The organism is Pseudomonas sp. URIL14HWK12:I5, assembly GCF_900176445.1.
Taxonomy (GTDB): Bacteria; Pseudomonadota; Gammaproteobacteria; order Pseudomonadales; family Pseudomonadaceae; genus Aquipseudomonas; species Aquipseudomonas monteilii.
This window is the reverse complement of the sequence record NZ_FWXQ01000005.1, coordinates 333,257-351,303: the sequence shown is the minus strand read 5'-3', so window position 1 is coordinate 351,303 and position 18,047 is coordinate 333,257. Positions and strand designations below refer to the sequence as shown.

The 18,047-nt window shown below is 62.8% G+C and carries 17 protein-coding genes; 5 read left to right on the top strand and 12 right to left on the bottom strand.

What is annotated here, in order from left to right:
• Positions 1–9: 9 nt before the first annotated feature.
• Complete coding sequence (locus B9A31_RS14265; RefSeq protein ID WP_016713502.1) at positions 10–870, top strand: efflux RND transporter periplasmic adaptor subunit; 861 nt, start codon at positions 10–12, stop codon at positions 868–870.
• Positions 871–877: 7 nt separating this feature from the next.
• On the opposite strand, the gene B9A31_RS14260 is transcribed toward B9A31_RS14265, so the two are convergent.
• The 3 genes from B9A31_RS14260 to B9A31_RS14250 all read right to left on the bottom strand — a co-directional run bounded on the left by B9A31_RS14260 (position 878) and on the right by B9A31_RS14250 (position 2,211).
• Entirely contained in the window at positions 878–1,348 is a 471-nt protein-coding gene (locus B9A31_RS14260) for a type II toxin-antitoxin system YhaV family toxin (protein WP_019098849.1), read from the bottom strand.
• A complete protein-coding gene (locus B9A31_RS14255) occupies positions 1,345–1,671 on the bottom strand; it encodes a type II toxin-antitoxin system PrlF family antitoxin (protein WP_019098850.1) in 327 nt (108 codons plus the stop codon). The genes B9A31_RS14260 and B9A31_RS14255 overlap by 4 nt, the downstream gene beginning before the upstream one ends.
• 93 nt (positions 1,672–1,764) lie before the next feature.
• Positions 1,765–2,211: a universal stress protein gene (locus B9A31_RS14250; RefSeq protein ID WP_084297082.1), complete on the bottom strand. Its 447-nt coding sequence runs from the start codon at positions 2,209–2,211 to the stop codon at positions 1,765–1,767.
• Positions 2,212–2,419: 208 nt separating this feature from the next.
• Between B9A31_RS14250 and B9A31_RS14245 the strand changes: the two genes are divergently transcribed.
• From B9A31_RS14245 to B9A31_RS14230, 4 genes are all read left to right on the top strand, one after another.
• Positions 2,420–3,325 (top strand): LysR family transcriptional regulator, encoded by a 906-nt coding sequence (locus tag B9A31_RS14245; protein WP_019098852.1) that lies wholly within the window; start codon positions 2,420–2,422, stop codon positions 3,323–3,325.
• Between the two features lie 116 nt (positions 3,326–3,441).
• Positions 3,442–4,983, top strand: coding sequence for an MFS transporter (locus B9A31_RS14240; RefSeq protein WP_019098853.1), 1,542 nt, complete (start codon positions 3,442–3,444; stop codon positions 4,981–4,983).
• A 28-nt stretch (positions 4,984–5,011) separates the two neighbouring features.
• A complete protein-coding gene (locus B9A31_RS14235) occupies positions 5,012–6,073 on the top strand; it encodes an HlyD family secretion protein (RefSeq protein WP_019098854.1) in 1,062 nt (353 codons plus the stop codon).
• Positions 6,070–7,521 carry an efflux transporter outer membrane subunit gene (locus B9A31_RS14230; protein WP_019098855.1) on the top strand — a complete coding sequence of 484 codons (1,452 nt, stop codon included), beginning with the start codon at positions 6,070–6,072 and terminating at the stop codon, positions 7,519–7,521. The genes B9A31_RS14235 and B9A31_RS14230 overlap by 4 nt, the downstream gene beginning before the upstream one ends.
• Positions 7,522–7,569: 48 nt before the next feature.
• Here B9A31_RS14230 and B9A31_RS14225 read toward each other — a convergent pair whose 3' ends face one another.
• From B9A31_RS14225 to algG, 9 genes are all read right to left on the bottom strand, one after another.
• Complete coding sequence (locus B9A31_RS14225) at positions 7,570–8,382, bottom strand: SDR family oxidoreductase (RefSeq protein ID WP_027609118.1); 813 nt, start codon at positions 8,380–8,382, stop codon at positions 7,570–7,572.
• A gap of 15 nt (positions 8,383–8,397) precedes the next feature.
• Positions 8,398–8,862 carry a hypothetical protein gene (locus B9A31_RS14220; RefSeq protein ID WP_025753977.1) on the bottom strand — a complete coding sequence of 155 codons (465 nt, stop codon included), beginning with the start codon at positions 8,860–8,862 and terminating at the stop codon, positions 8,398–8,400.
• Between the two features lie 83 nt (positions 8,863–8,945).
• Positions 8,946–10,400: a mannose-1-phosphate guanylyltransferase/mannose-6-phosphate isomerase gene (locus B9A31_RS14215; RefSeq protein WP_025753976.1), complete on the bottom strand. Its 1,455-nt coding sequence runs from the start codon at positions 10,398–10,400 to the stop codon at positions 8,946–8,948.
• 35 nt (positions 10,401–10,435) lie between these two features.
• A complete protein-coding gene (locus B9A31_RS14210; protein WP_084297081.1) occupies positions 10,436–11,083 on the bottom strand; it encodes an alginate O-acetyltransferase AlgF in 648 nt (215 codons plus the stop codon).
• 20 nt (positions 11,084–11,103) lie between these two features.
• Entirely contained in the window at positions 11,104–12,261 is a 1,158-nt protein-coding gene (locus tag B9A31_RS14205; protein WP_025753975.1) for an alginate O-acetyltransferase, read from the bottom strand.
• A 10-nt stretch (positions 12,262–12,271) separates the two neighbouring features.
• The gene (locus B9A31_RS14200) at positions 12,272–13,729 is read right to left on the bottom strand and encodes an MBOAT family O-acyltransferase (protein WP_019097272.1); all 1,458 of its coding nucleotides are present in this window, start codon (positions 13,727–13,729) and stop codon (positions 12,272–12,274) included.
• 189 nt (positions 13,730–13,918) lie between these two features.
• A complete protein-coding gene (locus B9A31_RS14195) occupies positions 13,919–15,022 on the bottom strand; it encodes a mannuronate-specific alginate lyase (protein WP_025753974.1) in 1,104 nt (367 codons plus the stop codon).
• An 8-nt stretch (positions 15,023–15,030) separates the two neighbouring features.
• Positions 15,031–16,473 (bottom strand): alginate O-acetyltransferase, encoded by a 1,443-nt coding sequence (locus B9A31_RS14190; RefSeq protein ID WP_025753973.1) that lies wholly within the window; start codon positions 16,471–16,473, stop codon positions 15,031–15,033.
• A 13-nt stretch (positions 16,474–16,486) separates the two neighbouring features.
• Positions 16,487–18,046, bottom strand: a complete 1,560-nt coding sequence (algG, locus tag B9A31_RS14185) for a mannuronan 5-epimerase AlgG (RefSeq protein WP_016713519.1) — start codon at positions 18,044–18,046, stop codon at positions 16,487–16,489.
• Between the last annotated feature and the right edge of the window lies 1 nt (position 18,047).

The following is an 18,047-nucleotide window of genomic DNA, read 5'->3' as shown; positions in this document are numbered from 1 at the left end:
AATCCTTCGATGAAAAAGTTCTTCAGCCTGATCGCCACCCTGCTGGTGCTGGTCGCCGCCGTGGCCATCGGTCGCCAGTTGTGGCTGCACTACATGACCACGCCCTGGACCCGCGACGGCCGCGTGCGTGCAGACATCATCAACGTCGCCGCCGACGTGCCCGGCTACGTGGTGGACGTCCCGGTCAAGGACAACCAGCGGGTGAAGAAGGGCGACCTGCTGATCCAGATCGACCCCGAGCATTACCAATTGGCAGTCGACCAGGCCAAGGCTCTGGTCGCCTCGCGCAAGGCGACCTGGGAAATGCGCAAGGTCAACGCCAAGCGCCGGGCCGACATGGACAACCTGGTGATTTCCAAGGAAAACCGCGACGACGCCAGCAACATCGCCAACTCCGCCCAGGCCGATTACCAACAGGCCCTGGCCGAGCTGGCTGCAGCCGAGCTCAACCTCAAGCGCACGCACATCGTGGCCACGGTGGACGGGTACGTGACCAACCTGAATATCCACAAGGGCGACTATGCGCGCACCGGTGAAGCGGTGATGGCGGTGGTCGACGAGAACTCGTTCTGGGTGTACGGGTTCTTCGAAGAGACCAAGCTGCCCCACGTGAAGGTGGGTGACCAGGCCGAGCTGCAGATGATGAGCGGCGAGCGCATCAAGGGCCATGTAGAGAGCATCGCCCGCGGCATCTACGACCGTGACAACCCGCAAAGCCGTGAGCTTATTGCCGATGTGAACCCGACGTTCAACTGGGTGCGCCTGGCGCAGCGCGTGCCGGTGCGGATTCACATTGATGAAGTGCCGGAAGGGTTTTTGCTGGCGGCGGGGACGACCTGTACGGTGGTGGTGAAGCCGAGCGAGGGGTAAGTGTTGTTCACGGTTGCTGTGCGGCTTCCCTCAGCAACTGATCCCAATCATCGGGAGGGTTGCCGTTGTCGAGCATTTTCTGGAAGACCTTGTAAGCATCGTCATGACTTTCATAAGCCCGCTTGCTTGATTCGTCATTGACCCAGGCCAGCACGATGATCCTGCTGGGGGTGTGGTAGCGAAAGAACAACCGGTACTGCTGAAAGAACTTTGCCCGAAACCAGTGCTTGTGACCCTCGCCCAGCGTGGCGCCTTGGCGGTATTCAGATTTGGTCGGGTCCTGAGGGATCACATCAAAAGCCAAACGCTTGATTGCCGCCAGCCGCTTATAGGCATTTCTTTCCGTGTAACCTGTTGGGTCTTTCTGCATCTGAGCATGAACTTGAGTGCTCAGTGCCTCCAGTTTGGCCAGGAACAGCGGGTGGGCAAATACAGTCCATCCATGAATAACCAGAGGCTTCCTGCTCGCATCACTCATTCATCATCCGCCGACAGAGGTTGATCCAGGTCGACCTCTGCGTCGCCGACAAGCTTGTCGAGACGCGCGATGAGGTCAGCATCGACAACCTGCAGCCGTTGAGGGTTGGTGGCGATATCGTGTGCCAGGAAATCCAGAAATTTGCCCAGTACCGGATCGCTCTCGGTTGCTTCTGCACGGGTGAGTATCACCTCACCGTCAGGGCGAATCGAGTAATGGATCTTGTCACGTTTTTTCAAGCCCAAGGCGCGCCGTACTGTTTCGGGAACAGTGGTCTGATAGCGATCGGTCAGTGTGGACTCGACGTCGAGAGTGGTTGCCATGGGCAATGTCCTTTTGAGGGGAAGCTATGCATTCCAAGGTAATGCGAATGCATTGCCTGGTCAATGCAAGTGCATTACCCCTCTGATGGGCGGTCAGGCTACTCCCACCAACACCGGAACCTTCACCCGGTCAATCACCTTCGCGCTGATCGACGGATCCAGCATCCGCCCCAGCCGCGACAGGTGACGGTGGCCCATGATGATCAGCTCGCAGTTCTGCTCCTGCGCCTTGGCCACGATCACTTCGACCGGTTGCCCGGCCACCATGCAGCCCTGGCTGGCGAAGCCGGCTTGCTGCAACTCGCGCACGGCCTGGGCGACGGCGAGGTCGGCATGTTGCTGTTCCTCGCAGGCGGCGGGGTATTCCTCCAGCTCTTCGGTTGTATAGGGGGCGGGTTGTTCGTGGACGGCGAAGGTGGAGTCGATGGCCAGCAATACGTGCAGTTCGTGTTCGCCGGGGCGGCAGTAGCGGCGGGCGAGGGTGAGCAGGGCGCTGGAAGCGGGGGAGGCGTCGATGGCGATCAGGACGGGGGTGGGCATTGGGGATCCTTGTACAAGGCTGGCTGAATGGTTGCCTGTCCGGGCCCTTTCGCGGGTTTACCCGCGAATGGGCCGAACCTGCCATGCAATATTTTTGGCCCAATCCACTTCCGGAATAAATGTCCCTCCACGCACGAGCGCATTGCGTCTGGTGCAATCCACCAACCTGCTACCATCGCCATCCCCACAGCTGCCACGGAAAACGGCCATGCAACTCCCGGACATGAACCTGCTTGTCGCCCTCGATGCCCTGCTCGATGAGGGCAGCGTGGTGGGCGCGGCGCAGCGCATGAACCTGAGCCCGGCAGCGATGAGCCGTACCCTGGGGCGCATTCGCGAGGCCATGGGCGACCCGATTCTTGTGCGTGCCGGCCGTGGCCTGGTGCCGACGCCGCGCGCGTTGGCCCTGCGCGAGCAGGTGCATGGCCTGGTGGAGCAGGCCGGGCAGGTGTTCCGCAGCCGAGACGATGTCGATCTGGTTAACCTGGATCGTGCCTTCAATATCCGCACCAACGATTTGTTCATCGCCCTGTACGGCGCCCAACTGCTGCGCATGATGCTGGCCCAGGCACCGCGCACGGTGTTGCGGTTCGTCCCGGAGGGCAGTGGCGACGATGATGCGGTGCTGCGCAATGGGCACATCGACCTGATCATCAGCTCGGCCGTAGAACTGGGCCCGGAAATCAAGGTGCAGAGCCTGTTCAACACCTATTTCGTGGGCCTGGCGCGCGTAGGGCATCCGATCTTCGACGCCCCTATCACCCCAGAGCGCTTCGCCGCCTACCCGCAGATCAGTGTATCCCGGCGTGGCCGCGCCAATGGGCCGATCGATGTGGCGCTGGCCAACCACAAGGTGGAGCGGCGGGTAGCGCTGATCACCACCAGCTTCCACTCGGCCATGTTTTCGTTGCCGGATTCGGACCTGATCCTGCCGATACCGGCCAATATCCTCAACAGTGTGCAGCGCCTGAAATTGCCACTGCGCTCGTTCGAGATCCCGGTGCCGTTGGAAAAGGTCAATGTGAAGCAGGCATGGCACCCGCGGTTCGACAACGACCCCGCGCATCGTTGGCTACGCCAGACGTTGAAAGCATGCGGCAGTATTGATCCGTGATTTTCATGACAATTGCGTCTGGCGCAATATAAAACTGCCAACAAGTCAGTTTTCGTCAGCATTCGACCTTCTTAAACTTGCTCCAGCCTCGAAATTGTTGCTGGAGATGTAATTTCATGAGTTCCCTGACCGCACCCTCTGCGGCGTTGGCCGCCGCCCCCGCGCCGGCTGCACCTGCGCAGACGGCGTTCGGCGTGCAGGTGGTGGTGGGGCTGTTCGGTGTTTTGCTGGCCGTGCTGTGTGCGGGCCTGAACGAGTCAGTCACCAAGATTTCCCTGGCCGATATCCGCGGTGCCATGGGTATCGGTGCCGATGAAGGCGCCTGGCTGCTGGCGGTGTACAGTGCCGCCTCGGTCTCGGCCATGGCCTTTGCGCCGTGGCTGGCCACCACCTTCTCACTGCGGCGCTTCACCATGAGCGCCATTGGCCTGTTCGCCGTGCTTGGCCTGCTGCAACCGTTCGCCCCCAACCTACATAGCCTGATGCTGCTGCGTGTACTCCAGGGCTTTGCCTCGGGTGCCTTGCCGCCGATGCTGATGAGCGTGGCGCTGCGCTTTCTGCCGCCGGGCATCAAGGTCTATGGCCTGGCCTGCTATGCACTGACCGCCACTTTCGGCCCCAACCTTGGCACGCCGCTGGCGGGGCTGTGGACCGAGTACGTCGGTTGGCAATGGGCCTTCTGGCAGATCATCCTGCCCTCGCTGCTGGCCATCGTCTGCGTGGGTTGGGGCCTGCCGCAAGACCCGCTGCGCCTGGAGCGTTTCAAGCAGTTCGACTGGCGCGGTGTGTTGCTGGGCCTGCCCGCCATCAGTTGCATCGTGCTGGGCCTCTCGCTGGGTGACCGTTGGGGCTGGTTCGATTCGCCGCTGATCTGCTGGCTGCTGGGTGGTGGCCTGCTGCTGTTGGTGCTGTTCATGTTTAACGAGTGGTCCGAGCCGCTGCCGTTTTTCCAGTTGCGCATGCTGCAGCGGCGCAACCTGAGTTTCGCCTTGGTGACCTTGGCCGGCGTGCTGATCGTGCTGTCGGGCGTAGGCAGTATCCCGTCGGCCTACCTGGCGCAGATCCAGGGCTACCGCCCGGCACAGACCAGCCCGCTGATGATGCTGGTGGCGATGCCGCAACTGATCGCCCTGCCGCTGACGGCAGCGCTGTGCAACATCCGCGCGGTGGACTGCCGCTGGGTGCTGGGCATTGGCCTGGCGATGCTGGCGGTGTCGTGTGTCGGCAGCAGCCTGCTGACCAGCGAGTGGATCCGTGGCGACTTCTACCCGTTCTACCTGTTGCAGGTGTTTGGCCAGCCCATGGCGGTGCTGCCACTGCTGATGCTGTCCACCAACGGGATGACCCCACAGGAAGGCCCGTTCGCCTCCAGTTGGTTCAACACTGTCAAAGGCCTGGCTGCAGTCATCGCGGGTGGCTTGCTGGATGCACTTGGGACCCTGCGCCGGCACTTCCATTCCAATCACCTGGTGGACAGCCTGGGCAACGCCCCGCTGGTCGACGACAGCGCTGCGGGCCTGGCCCGGCGTATTCACGACCAGGCGCTGGTGCTGACCTCTGCCGACCTCTACCTGGTCATGGCTGGCATCGCCGTGGCCCTGATCTGCCTGATTCCTTTCGTGCCTACCCGGGTCTACCCGCCGCGCGCGGTGGCCTGAACCCTGGATGAATTCGAGACCCGCTGAAATGACTAACAACCGCAAGACCCTGTTCATTGGCTCGGTACTGGCCGTGGCCGTTCTGGCTGGCATTGTCGGCCCCTGGATGTTCGGCAGCGACCACCGCCAGAGCACCAACGATGCCTACGTCATTGCCGACTACACCGTAGTTGCGCCCAAGGTTGCAGGCTTCATCAAGGACGTGCTCGTAGAAGATAACCAGCAGGTCACAGCCGGCCAGTTGCTGGCGACCATCGACGCCCGTGACTACCAGGCCGCCCTGGATGCCGCTCAGGCCCAGTTGCTGGTGGCTCAGGCGCAAAGTGCCGATGCCCGCGCCACGCTCGAGCGCCAGGCAGCATTGATTGCCCAGGCCGAGGCGGCGGTGAAAGCGGCCCAGGCCGAAACAGCGTTCGCCGACCATGAAGTCAACCGCTACAGCCGCCTGGCCGAGCAGGGCGCCGGTACCGTGCAGAATGCCCAGCAGGCACGCAGCGGCGTCGACCAGGCCCGCGCTCGCCTGGCCAATGCCCAGGCGGCGCTGGTGGCGGCGCGCAAGCAGGTGGATATCCTTACTGCCCAGGTGGCCAGCGCCGATGGCCAGCTCAAGCGCGCTGAAGCAGGCGTGGAAAAGGCACAGCTCGACCTGTCCTACACGCGCATCACGGCGCCGGTGGACGGCATGGTCGGCGAGCGCGCCCTGCGCGTGGGCGCCTACGTCAATCCCGGCGCACGCCTGTTATCGGTGGTGCCGTTGCAGCAGGCCTATGTGGTCGGCAACTTCCAGGAAACCCAGCTGACCCATGTGCAGCCGGGGCAGCCGGTGAGTATCAGCGTTGACACCTTCTCCGGTGAAAAGCTGCAAGGCCACGTAGAGAGTATCGCCCCGGCTACCGGCGTGACCTTCGCTGCGGTCAAGCCAGACAACGCCACCGGCAACTTCACCAAGGTTGTGCAGCGCATCCCGGTGAAGATCGTGTTCGATGACGGGCAGCCGTTGCTCTCCCGCTTGCGGGTGGGCATGTCGGTGGAAGCGACCATCGATACCCGTGGCGACAAGCTGGATGGCAAAGAGGTAAGTGCACGATGAAACCTGCATTACGCTTGAGCCCCTTGGTGCTGGCCGTGTTGATGGCCGGTTGCACGATGGGCCCGGACTTCCTGCGCCCCGACAGCCGGGCACCGCAACAGTGGGCGCCGCTTCAAGGCCAGGCAGCATCCAGTCAGCCGCAAGCCGAACCGCTGGAGCTGCGCTGGTGGGAAACTTTTCATGACGGACAGCTCAGCGCGTTGATCCAGCGCGTTGCCGAGCGCAACCTCGACCTGCAGATGGCCAGCGCCCGCCTGCTGCAAAGCCGCGCCTTGCGCAGCACCGTGGCCGCCGATGGGGTGCCATCGGTAGACGCCAACGCTGGTTACAGCCGCGCTCGTAACAGCGCCGAAGGCTTGAGCGACCCTTCCGGTAAAGCGGGTAAAGAGGCGTTCAACCTTTGGCAAGGCGACTTGGTGGCCGGTTGGGAACTGGACCTGTGGGGCCGCGTGCGGCGCCAGGTCGAGGCTGCCGATGCCACGGTCGAAGTGGCCGAGAACGACCGCCGTGGGGTGCTGCTGGCCTTGCTGTCGGAAACCGCCGGCAACTACATTCAGCTGCGAGCGGTGCAGCACACGATTGATGTGACACAGGACAACCTCAAGGTTGCCCGGCACAGCCTCAAATTGTCCGAAGACCGTCAGGCCGAAGGTGTTGCCACTCGGCTCGACGTGGCTCAGGCCAGTGCCCAGGTGGCGTCGATCGAGGCCCGCCTGCCAAGCCTCGAAGCCCGGCGTGATGACCTGATCAACGCCCTCAGTCTGCTCGCCGCAGAACCGCCACGCAGTCTGCAGGCTGAATTGCTGCAAGGCGGTGAACTGCCTGCGCCACAGCAAAAGTTCGCCATCGGTTTGCCGTCCGAACTGGCCGAACGCCGCCCGGACATTCGCCAGGCCGAAGCGCGCCTGCATGCTGCCACCGCCAGTATTGGCGTGGCCAAGGCTGATTTCTATCCGAGCATCCGTTTGTCGGGCAGCGTCGGCTTCCAGGCCATGCAGTTGTCTGATTTCGGCGGCTGGGATTCGCGCCGCTTTGCCTTCGGGCCACAGTTGTCGTTGCCGATCTTCGAGGGTGGCCGGCTCAAGGGCACCCTGGAACTGCGCGAGGCGCAGCAGCAGGAAGCGGCGCTGAACTACCGCAAGGTGGTGCTGGGCGCCTGGCATGAGGTCGACGATGTGCTTCGCCTGTACAACGCCAGCCAGTTGCGCCGTGACCACCTGGCCGAGGCTGTGAGGCAGAACCGCATCGCCCTGGAAACCGCCCAGCGCCAGTACGTGGAAGGGGCAGTGGACTTTCTCAATGTGCTGACGGTGCAGGGTGCATTGCTGGCCAGCGAGGAGCAGTGGATCGACAGCTCGGCGGCGGTGTCGCAGGCGCTGGTGGGGTTGTACAAGGCCCTGGGTGGTGGCTGGCAGGCGTTTGATGAGCAGCCGGTGAAGAAAGCATAAAAAGCGGGGCCGCTGTGCGGCCCATCGCCGGTACTGGCAAAAGAAAAATCAAAGCGGACGCAGCAGCCCAAACCGCTTGCGCAATGCCCAATCCAGCACCCGCCGAGGCAGTAACCGGGCCATCAGCGGCAGCGCCGTACTGCCATTCCCCAACCGCACCACAGCGGGTACGGGTGACTTGCCAACGGCCGCCAGTACGCCTTGGGCAAATACCGCCGCCGAAGTCGGCTTGTCCTGCGAAGCCCGCGCCCGTGCCTGTACATGCTCACGCAACGGCCACCACGCAGAGTCCGCCGCCAGCACCTGCTCCGCCTGGCGTTGGGCATTGTTGGCAAATTGCGAGGCAATCGCCCCGGGCTGCACTTGCATAACATGCACACCGAACGGTGCAAGCTCCAGGCGCAAGGCATCGCTCAAGGCATGCACCGCCGCTTTCGAGGCGCAGTAGGCACCGGCGAACGGTGTGACCAGCACGCCGGAAACACTGCCGATGTTCACCACTGTTCCTCGTGAGCGGCGTAGCAACGGGAACAGCGCGCGGGTTACACCCACCACGGCGAACACGTTGGTTTCGAACTGCTGGCGCAGGGCGTCCACGCCACCGTCGAGCAACGGCCCCATGGCGCCGTAGCCGGCGTTGTTGATCAGGATGTCGAGGGTTTCGAGCTCCTCGGCCAGGCGGGCCAGGGCCTCGCTGTCATTTACGTCCAGCTGCCGCGCGGTAAAACCGGCGGCGCTTAACACTTCAACATCCTCCGCTTTGCGCGCAGTGGCCCAGACGTGGAGGCCGGCATCGCGGAAGGCGTCGGCCAAGGCGCGGCCGATGCCGCTGGAACAACCGGTGATCAGAACGGTGGGCATGGGGGAGGCCTTTGATTAATTGGCGAAGGTGCCTTGCAGGTGTTCGGCACGGAATTCCAGCGTTTGCGGCCGGTACCCGGACCGCAGCGGTGGCAATGGCAGGCAGTCTTTCCACTCGGCCCCCGGTTGCAATTCACCCGGCCCTCGATAGCGTGGGGCGTTGTAGGTGTTCTCGGCCAGGTTCACGGTATCGCCCGGCGCATACGCCGCCACCCGCCAGCGCAGTTCGGTGAGCGGCACCTTGTTGCCGTTCTTCATGCGTACTTGCAACGCACGGTCGGCAGGGCATTGTTCGGGGGCATAAACGAGGCGCAAGTCCAGGCGGGCCAGTCGTGAGGTTTCGCGGTTGTCCTGCCAGACGACAAACAACGCCACCAAACCCAGGCCACACACAGCGGCCAGCGAGATCGGCAAAGCCTTGGCCGGGTAGCGCAGCAGCAGCACCAGCCAGGTGAGGATGAGGAAGGCACCGATGATCATGGGGCGTGCAGACCTTGGTTGCGCGGGTCTGACCATCGTAGCCTGAAATGGGAAAGGGCCGCAAAGCGGCCCCTAGGTGTTACTTATTGCGCGATGGTCTTCACTGAAACCCCACGCTCTGCCGGTGTCGATGTGCGCCCGTATACATCCTCGAAGCGCTCGATGTCATCCTCACCCAGGTAGCTACCCGACTGCACTTCGATGATCTCCAGCGGGATCTTGCCCGGGTTGCGCAGGCGGTGGATCGAGGCAATCGGAATGTACGTCGACTGGTTCTCGGTCAGCAGGAACACGTTCTCGTCACACGTCACCTCGGCAGTGCCAGACACCACGATCCAGTGCTCGGCACGGTGGTGGTGCATCTGCAGCGACAGGCTGGCGCCTGGCTTGACGGTGATGTGCTTGACCTGGAAGCGGCCGCCCATGTCCACCGAGTCGTACGAGCCCCACGGGCGATACACTTCCAGGTGGTTCTGGGTTTCCGTGCGGCCCTGTTCGTCAAGGGTCTTGACCATCTGCTTCACGCCCTGGACCTTGTCCTTGTGGGCAATCATCATGGCGTCCTTGGTCTCGACCACCACGATGTTTTCCAGGCCGATCACCGACACCAGCTTGCCGTTGCCATGGATCATGCAGTTGCGGCTGTCCTGCACCACCACGTCGCCTTTGGTGACGTTGCCATCCTCGTCCTTCTCGTGCACCTCCCACAGCGACGACCAGCAGCCCACATCGCTCCAGCCGGCCGACATCGGCACCACGCAAGCGCGCTGGGTTTTTTCCATCACCGCGTAGTCGATGGAGTTGTCCGGGCAGCAGGCGAAGGTGGCTTCGTCGATGCTCAGCACATCGCCGTCCTCCTGGCTGCGCTCCAGGGCCAGCACGCAGGTGTCATAGATGTCGCCGTCGTGCTTTTTCAGCTCTTCGAGGAAGCGGCTGGCGCGGAACAGGAACATGCCGCTGTTCCAGAAGTAGCCACCGGCCTGGACGAACTCGGCGGCGCGTTTTTCATCGGGTTTTTCAACGAACTGTGCCACCCGCGCCACGCCTTCGGGCAGCAGTGCATCCTGGCTGGAGCGGATGTAGCCGTAGCCGGTTTCCGGTTTGGTCGCCGGTACGCCGAACAGCACCATTTCGCCACGCTCGGCGGCCACGGTGGCCAAAGCCAGGGCGCGTTGCAGCGCCTTCTGGTCATCGATCACGTGGTCGGCGGGCAGTACCAGCATCAGCTCGTCACGGCCTTCGTTGACCAGCTTCATGGCGGCCATGGCCACGGCCGGCGCGGTGTTGCGGCCGAACGGCTCCATCAGGATGCCTTGGGTTTCCAGCTTCAGGGCAGCCAGTTGCTCCTGGACGATGAACTTGTGGTCCTTGTTGCAGACCACGATCGGTGTGTCCATGCCTTCGAACACCAGGCGCTCGATGGTTTGCTGGAACAGGGTGTGTTCACCGGTCAGGGCCAGGAACTGTTTAGGGAACTGCTTGCGCGACAGAGGCCACAGACGCGAACCGCTACCACCAGAAAGAATTACCGGGATCATCATGTTTCTCCAATAGTCGTTAATAGGCAGAGGGATCAGTTGCTAGCCACGGGGCGAGTTACCCACACCGGCGACAAGGCGTTGCCGGAACCTGTTACGTACAGCACCGCGGCTTCGCCGCGCTCCAGGGCGACGGGTTTCACGTCGCCCACTTTCTTGTCACCTTGGAACAACGCCAGGTTGACCTTCACTGGGTTGATTTCACGTTCGCCACGGCCGTTGGCGGCCACCGGCTTGACCACTTCGGTCTTGCCGTCGGCGGTTTTCAGGGTCAGCTGCTGGTCGCTCAGGTTCTGCACGCGCACCAGGGCTTTCTGCTTGTTCTTGAACGGCGGCTCTTCGATCAGTTGCGGGTTGCCGTTGCTGCTGTTGACCAGGGTGTAGTACTTGTCCGAAGCCAGCTTCACCGGCACGCTCTTGCCGCCAACCTGGGCGGTATAGTCGCCGCCTGGCAGGAAGCTGAAGTCGCTGCTGGCCTGGGCGCCCACCTGTTTGATCTGGGTGTTGCCGACCGAAGCGGCAGCGGGTGCGCTGGCGGCGTTGTACAGGCGCACGAAGGTCGAACCTTTCGGCGCGCTTGGGCCATACAGGGCGGCGTCGGCACCGGCGAAGGCCTGCATCGAAGCAAGGGAAAGGCCGGCCGCGAGGGTGAGGGCTTTGGCAATGGAAGTCTTGGTAGTCATGTGCATTTCCTCTCTATCGTTCAGTGGTTCGTCCGGGTGGACGACAAGGCCAGGTTTTCTTCGGATTTACGCGAGTTTTTCAGCTGCGCGATCCACTGCGGATCGAAGCTGCTGAGGTCGTTTTTCATGGGCAGATAACGTTCGGGGAATTCCCACACCACCACCTGGGGTGCGGCATTTTTGAAGGCATCGCTTTGCAGGTACTTGAGCATTGGCAGCAGGGGGCCGTGGCCGTCTTCGGCGTAGTTGGCCACGTCGCTGCGCAGCGCTTGCTGCAGCGCGCCGAGGAAGTTCCAGTGTGGGTTGGCGCTGTAGCTGGTGCCCACCAGCGCCACCGGGATCTCGTTGTTGGCAAATAGCGCGTCGTCGCTTTCAGCCGCTGCTTCTGCCGGGCGGGTGGTGCGTTGTTGCAGGTTGTCCGGGGTTGGCAGCAGGTTGCTGAACAGCGGGTCGAGCGGCAGGAAGTTGGTCAGGTCGCCTTTGTAGGGCGCAGTGCTGCCGGCTTCGGTCACGAAGGTTTGCGGGTCGCCGTTGAGCAGGTTCTGTCGGCTTACGGCTTCAGCCAGCGCCTGCGCTGCCACTTCGGCGCCCATCGGCGTCCAGTGGGTGTCGGTGCGCAGGAAAACCTGGCCACGGGCCTTGGCTTGTTCCATGGCCGCTTGCAGGTCCGGGGCGAACACGTTGGCCTGGCGCACCTGAGCATGGAACTGGTTGTACAGGTCGTCGTGCAGGCTGGCTGGTTGCTCCTTGCCCAGGTATTCCGAATAGATACGCGCCTTGGCGGGCACGATGGCCAGCACCAGCTGGCTGCCGTGCTGCTGCAAGGTGTCGCGTACGCCGCGGATCAGCGCCAGGTTTTCCTGCATCAGTTGCTCGGCACCGGCGGTGGGCTTGAACTCTTCGTCGCTGAACAGCCACTGGTCGCGGCCCAGCACCACACCGGGGCGGCCTTCGTTGAACAGCTTGAAGTCCAGCGCGGCCCAGACGTTGGTGCCAAGGCGCTTGATCGGGAACTGCTCGTCGTAGTGGGTTTCGGCGGCCTTGGCCAGCTTGCCGTTGAGCACGGTCATCTGCTCGGTACGCTGGAAGCTTTGCAGGCCACCGGTGGACCACACGCCCATGCCCACCAGCAAGCCGAGGAACGACAGTGAATACGTGATGCGTAAAGTACGGTTCATGTCATCGGCCTCAGAACTGGAAGTACAGGAACGGCGAGTAGCTTTGCGCCGAGAGCTTGAGGATCGAGGCCACGAACAGCAGCAGCACCAGGGCGCGGGTCATCACCCGGGTCCAGTCCAGGCCGATCGAGCCGTCAGTGTTGACCTGCACCGGGGTCGCCTTGGGCGAAGGCTTGGCATTGCGGTAGAAGTCGCGCAGGCCGAAGAACGCCAGGGTGAGGTAGGCGATCACCAGGGTGGCCACTTGCAGGCCGGTCAGCTGGGCACGGTTGAGTTCCGACAGCTGCCAGTCGCCAAAGCTGAACATGGCGCCGTACATGCGGCCGGCCACGTGCAGGTTTTCGGCGCGGAAGATCACCCAGCCGACCACCACCAGCAGGAAGGTGAAGGCCCATTTCACCGGGTTGAAGCGCTGCGGGTTGGTGTCGATGCCCAGCGCACGCTCGATGGCCAGCCACATGCCGTGCCAGGCGCCCCAGATGATGTAGGTGAAGTTGGCGCCATGCCACAGGCCGCCCAACAGCATGGTCAGGAACAGGTTGCGGTAAGTGTTGAAGGTGCCTTTGCGGTTACCGCCCAAGGTGATGTACAGGTAGTCGCGCAGCCAGGTCGACAGGCTGATGTGCCAGCGCCGCCAGAACTCCGTGATCGACTGGCTGATGTAGGGCTGCTTGAAGTTCTCCATGAAGCGGAAGCCCATCATCAGGCCCAGGCCGATGGCCATGTCGCTGTAGCCGCTGAAGTCGAAGTACAGCTGCGCGGTGTAGGCCAGCGCGCCCAGCCAGGCGTCGCCCGTGGTCGGGTTTTGCAGGGCGAAGCAGTGGTCGGCCACCACCGCCAGGGTGTCGGCAATGAACACTTTCTTGATGAAGCCCTGCATGAAGCGGGTGCAACCTTCGGAGAACTTGTCCAGGGTGTGGGTGCGGTTGTTGAACTGGTCGACCAGGTCCTTGAAGCGCAACACGGGGCCGGCGATCAGGTGCGGGAAGATCGCCACGAACGCTGCGAAGTCGATGAGGTTGCGGGTGGCCGGGGTGTCGCCACGGTACACGTCGATGATGTAGCTGATCGACTCGAAGATGTAGAACGAGATACCGATCGGCAGCAGCACGTGGGTGAGGATGAACGGCTCCAGGCCGAACGAGCTGATGATCGCGTTCAGGCTGTCGACACCGAAGTTGGCGTACTTGAAGTAGCCAAGGATTGCCAGGTCGACGCCCACGCCCAGCAGCAGCCAGCGCTGGGCCGGCTTGGTGCGCACGCCGGCGGCGCCGACTTTAAGGCCGATCCAGTAGTTCCACAGGGTGACCCCGGCGAACAGGGCCAGGAAGTCCACCCGCCACCAGGCATAGAAGATGTAGCTGGCGACCAGCAGCAGCAGGTTGCGATAGCGTTGCCCGCTCAAGTAGTACAGGCCGAGGAAGATCGGCAAGAACAGGAACAGGAACACGTTGGACGAGAAGACCATCCCGGTTCTCCTTTTTGTTCACAGCATCCGGGGCACAGCGCCCCCCAAACCCCCCACACAAAAGTGGGGGGCTACCTAGATCCCTGTAGGCGCTGGCTTGCCTGTGATGCAAGGCGAAGCCTTGCCCAGCCATTGTCGGGTCCGCTTCGCGGCCCATCGCAGGCAAGCCAGCTCCTACAGGGTTTTGCGTTACTTCTTGGTGTCTGCGCTCGGGTCATAGACCCGGGTCAGGTTGCCGCCGAGCCTGAAACTGTCGAATGGCTGCATGCCGTGCTTGCGTTCGAGCGTGTCACCCACGCACTGGTACAGCGCGCACCACGGTTCGAGCCAGGCGTACTTGCTGTCGACCTTGAGGTCTTTCATGTCTTGCTTTTCGCCTGCGCGTTCCGCGAAGTGCTTAGGATCGCGAGCGCCGTACAGCACGCCTTCCCCCAGGCGCTGCAGGGCAAAGTTGTTTTCGCTGCGCAGGTCCACACCGTTGGCCTTGGCAAAGCTGGCGATCATCGCCAGCGGTGGCAGGGCGTAGTTGTGGTAGGCCAGGGCGCGCTGCTTGCGCTTGATCTCGTTGGGCAAGAAGCCCTGCTCGTCGACCTGGTTGGCGCCGATCTTGTATTCCTTCACGGCCCAGTCGAACAGGTCGCGGCGGTTGGTCGCCACCGAGGTGGCCATAACCGACCAGGCGGCCCAGTAGCTGTGGTTGTTGATCTTCGCCAGCGGCAGGTTGCTCCAGTCGCGCACGGTTTGCTCTGCAAGGCGGGCGAACCATTTCTCGATCAGCTCGGCCTCGGCCTGGTGCGCGGCCAGCGGCTGCGAGTTGGAGAACTTCAGGCGCAGCCAGGAACCACTCATGCTGCCCAACGCCCATTTGCGCATGGATTTGCCGGTGTGGTTGTAGTCGGTGGACATCAGCGCATCGGCACGCGCCCAGGTGCCCAACCAGGTCAGGGCGCAGTCGAGTTGTGCCGGGCGTCCGTCGCGCATGTACTGGTTGACCATCTTGGCCACGCCACGCTCCAGGGTGGTGATGTCCTTGGTCGAATCGCGGAAGGCCTGCTCGGAATCCTTGTTGAGGGTTGCCCGGGCACTGTCCGAACCTTCGTACTTGCTGCGGAACTGCAGCGCACCGGTGTACGGCTTGGGCGTTGCTTCGCAACGGAAGTTACCGTCGCCGGTCTTGAGCTTTTCGATCCCCTCGTAATACCCCTGGGGGGGGACCAGCGCGGCATGCGCGGCCCCCCCGAACAGGGCCAGCGCGAGCAGGGCGGGGCGGAAGATTCGCTTGAAGGTAGTCATGGGTCGCCTCACTGGCCGGCCTGCGCGGTTTGCGCGGGCACGGCGAAGTTGTTGCGTTTGCAGAGCTTGGCTTCGACTTTCTGGGTGCCGCTTTCCGGGCCTTGCACCTCGAAGGCCAGCAGGCTCTGGCTGGCCCAGTCCTCGTCTTCACGCATCTGGAAGACAAAGCGGCCGTCGGTGTCGGAGGTTTCCGGCTTTTCCAGCTTGATGTCTTCGTGGCGACCGTTGAGGTACCAAAGGGTGGCCTGCAATACCTTCACCGACGGGTCTTCGAACTTCACGTCCATCTGCAGGTTGCGGTTGATCAGGTCTTTGATCACGCCGCCTTTGCCGTTGACCATCAGCTCGTTCTTGCCGGGTTTGAGGGTGGTGCTGGCGCTCATCAGCGCCGGGCGGTCGTCGCAGCCGTTGTCGAGCAGGCCGAGGATTTGCCGCCAGATGGTTTCCTGGTCCAGGCGGTACAGCGGGGAGAACTCCCAGATGAGGATCTTCGGCGGGTTCTTCTTGAATTCCTCGCTGCCCAGGTACTGGATCATCGAACCTTCCAGGCCACCGCCGGGGAAGGCGACGTTGAGCACGTCGGCACCGATGTACTGTTCGAGGAAGCCCGAGAAGTTGTAGTTCTTGCCACTGTGGCTGGTGCCGACCAGGGTGATCTGCGCGTTGCCACTGTCACCGAACAGGTCGTCGCCACCGCCGCTGGAGCCTTTCGGCTCGGTGGCGAACTGGTCCATGTACTGCACTGCATAGCTGGTGCCGCAGAGCTGGCCGGCGACGTTGTGCAGGGTGCCGGTCTTGCCCATGCGCCCGGATTTTTTCGTTTCGAATTCCTTGCGCGGGATGCCTTCGAAGGCCGGCATGTGGTGCACGGTGTCGGCCACGATCTTGGCCGCGCGCTCGGCGCCGTAAGGTGTCCAGTGCTGGTCGCCACGGAAGTAGAAGTCCTTGCCCTGGTCGGCGGCGGCCAGCTGTTCGTTGGTCAGCGGCGACAGGTCGGGCACGTTGTAGCCCATGCTTGCAAAGCGCTTGAGCATGGCCTGGTAGTTGCCCAGCGCCTTCTGGTAATCGAAGGCAGCTTTCTCGGCCGGGTTGAGCATGTTGCGGTTCACCAGGCCACGGGTCGGCTGGTAGACCACCACCAGTTCCACGCCGCGCTTCTTGAACGCGTCGTGCACCTGCTGCAGGCGTTTGTAGCCGGCCGGGGTGGTGTTGAACTCGGTGCGCAGGTCTTCGCGGGTACGGAAAAGCCAGTCCCCTTTGGCCTGCACCAGCGTGGTGAAGTTCTGCTGGTAACGGGTGGTGTAGCGGCTGGCGTCATGCGCTTCAGGGCACAGCTGGCAGCACGGCTCGGCGGTGAAGGTGGGGGCCTTCACGTCGTCGGCGCGCACGCCCTGGCTGATCGCCAGAAGGGCGGCGGACAGGCCCAGCAGTTTCATCAGGTGTGGGGTCATGGTCTGGGCTTCCTTAATCGATCATTTCGGTCTGGCGTTCGACCGGGTCGATCAGCACAGCCTTTTGCTGGCGTACCAGCAGGTCGAGGATTTCGTCCTGGCGTTCGCCCAGGATGCCGTTGAGGCTGATACCGCTGGCCTTGCGCGGGGCGAGCATCGAAACCTTGTACAGCTCGACCGACAGCGGCGAGTCGATCGACAGCGGGCCGGAGCCGTTGGCCGTCAGCTCACCGCCTACCAGGATCAGCGACACTTTGGTGTCGAACGGGTCCAGGGCGATGTCGCGGTCGGTGTCGGACAGGTCTTTGATGTGGCCGTACACGCCCACCAGGCCGTTGGCCATGGCGATGTTTTCGTACAGGCGGATGTTCACGCTGTTACGCACGCGGATGCCGTGGCGGCGGTTGTTGATCAGCTTGTTGCCCCAAATCAGGTTGTCGCCGCTTTCGTACAGGGTGATGCCGTCGGTGTGGTTACGGTAGATCTCGTTGTAGGCGATCAGGTTGTTGACGCTGTTACGGTCGATCACCACGCCCGAGAGCTTGTTGTCGTAGCTCTTGTTGTTGATGATCCAGCTGTCGTTCACCTCACGCGAAACGATGATGCCGTGCTTCTTCTTGGTGCCGTACACGGTGTTGCCGGCGATGATCAGGCGGTGCGAGCGGTCGTGCGGGTCGATGCCGTAGACGATGTTGTCGCGGTAGGTGCTGTCCTTCACCACGAAGTCCTGGGTTTCGTAGCAATAGAAGCCGTACCACATGTCGCTGAACTCAGAGCCGATGATCCAGCCGGTGGGTTCCGGGCGTCCCATGCGCTTGGCCATGTTCGGCGTGTACTGCGAGATGCTCACACCGTACGATTTGGACTTGGCGTAGCCGAAGCTGGCCATCTTCGTATTGACGATGTAGGTCTCGGTACCGCCCCACGACAGCAGGAACGGGCGGAATTCCTTGGGCGAGCGGAAGGTCGCCGGGCCGTTGTCCTTCTCGCGCCAGCCGGTCACCTGGGTGTCGGTGACGAACAGCTTGCCGTCGTTGACCAGGAACGAACCGCCCTCCTGGGACAGGCGCAACTGCTTGACCTTGCCGTCGATCTCGAGGATGCCCTTTTGCCCGACCACAATCGGCAGGCGCGCCAGGTACACGCCTGGCTCGACTTCGCTGAGGTACTGCTTGGGCACCTTCTTGCTCAGTTCCACCAGGTCGACATGGCCGTCATCGACGAAGATCGCCTGCGGAATACCGTGCTGGCGCTGCACCCACTCGGCCGCCTTGTTGTCGCCGCCGACGAACTCCTTGAGGGTGTCCTCCTGGAACATGCGGCGCAGGCTGACCTTGCCCTTGTGGCTGCGGTCGATCTTCTTCTGCACCGCCTCGGCGGTGAAGCCGGTCAGGTCGGGCAGCTTTGGCGGGTCCATCTGCAGCGGCTCGATCGGCGCGCTGGCCACGGTATAGGTCTTGGCCTGCTGCAGTTCCTTGGCAATAACCTGGGGTTCTGCGGCGGCGACCAGGCCGCTGGCCAGCAGCAAGGCGCTGGCCAACAGGCTGTGACGTAAGTGCGGGTGAAGGTTCATC